Annotated in this window: 1 protein-coding gene and 1 pseudogene; both read right to left on the bottom strand. The window is 42.6% G+C overall.

The window, feature by feature from the left end; all coding sequences use genetic code 11:
• Positions 1 to 256: 256 nt before the first annotated feature.
• Positions 257 to 1,000 carry a hypothetical protein gene (locus tag R7Q41_RS24140; protein ID WP_015297454.1) on the bottom strand — a complete coding sequence of 248 codons (744 nt, stop codon included), beginning with the start codon at positions 998 to 1,000 and terminating at the stop codon, positions 257 to 259.
• Positions 1,001 to 1,004: 4 nt separating this feature from the next.
• Positions 1,005 to 1,208: pseudogene (locus tag R7Q41_RS24135) on the bottom strand (hypothetical protein); the annotation flags it as partial.

The raw sequence follows: 1,208 nt of genomic DNA, 5'->3' as shown, positions 1-1,208 counted from the left end.
CTGATTTAAGTCCAATAGCTGTGTGCTTTGCAACCTGGATCAAGTTATTAACTTTTAAATCAATGCTTAATTTGCACACAATCCGCATCAGTGTTAAAAATTTGTTCGCTAGCGAAAACTACAATTATAAACTGAGTACTCGGTACTCAGCATCTCATAACGACATCTTACTTACCCCCTCCCTCTCGGAGGGTTTTTTTTGCCTAAATTTCAATAAATTAAAAAGCCACCTTGCGGTGGCTTTAAGAACGAGCAGTTATGACTGGCAAACTTTTTTCATTAACCCTTTTACATGTCCTTTAGACAAATATGTCGGGCAAAGAGCTTCTCTTACGGTTTGCGACTCAATAATGTAATTCTCAAAGTTTGTTAGTGCGGTGTTAGCACACCTTTGTGTAGCAACCTCTTTCGCCAAAGCGAAGTTGGTATTATTTGGTCTGTCCAAGGTGTAGAGCAACGCATTTGCGACGTTTTCATCCGCACAGTAGTTCTCAGCTTGCTGCACTGCTGCTGCAAAAAAAGGAACCGACAGTGACTTCGAGACATTCTGGAAAACTTTGGTTCCTTCTTCGTAACTCACCTCAGCGCTTGGTGCCAAGGTACTAAGAAGCTGACCATAATTTTCCACACATCCCTCTATCGCATATTGAATACATGGTTGTGCTGCAGGCACCAGCTCTTTCGAGAACTGCTGAGTAAAACTCTTAGATTGAGAGAGAAATGGGTAAGATAGGATTAACTGCTGACCCAGACCAATCGCATCATCTTTTGCTCCAGATGCGACATAGTGTTCAAACGCTCCCAACGCCGCATTTTGAACTAGGCTTTCCCACTCGCTATTACGTTGAGATGGACGAATATCTTCCGCATGCGCTAATAGCTCATTCCAATTTTTAGAGCCGTTCAATGCCTTTAAGTCGTCCATGGTGTAACGAGCTTCTTCACCGACCACGGCAAAGCTGACGGACACCATGAATAACGACAATAACGTTTTCTTCATCGTTTTAGTTCCATGCCTGCTTAAGGTACTTCAACGTTGAAGAGTCGTAAGCCGCATTTGGATTCAGGGCAACTTTGAGTACGCTACCACCTTCATCTAACGCGAAACCAGCTTTTTTCGCATTCACTGAATCTTGACCTACGAATTGGATTTTTTGAACTTTTTGAAACTCTTCTTTATACAAAGCTGCGTGCTCAGTTGTCGTGCA

The organism is Vibrio sp. 2096, assembly GCF_033339595.1.
Taxonomy (GTDB): Bacteria; Pseudomonadota; Gammaproteobacteria; order Enterobacterales; family Vibrionaceae; genus Vibrio; species Vibrio alginolyticus.
Note: the sequence above shows the minus strand (reverse complement) of the source record. Positions and strands in the feature narration are given on the sequence as shown.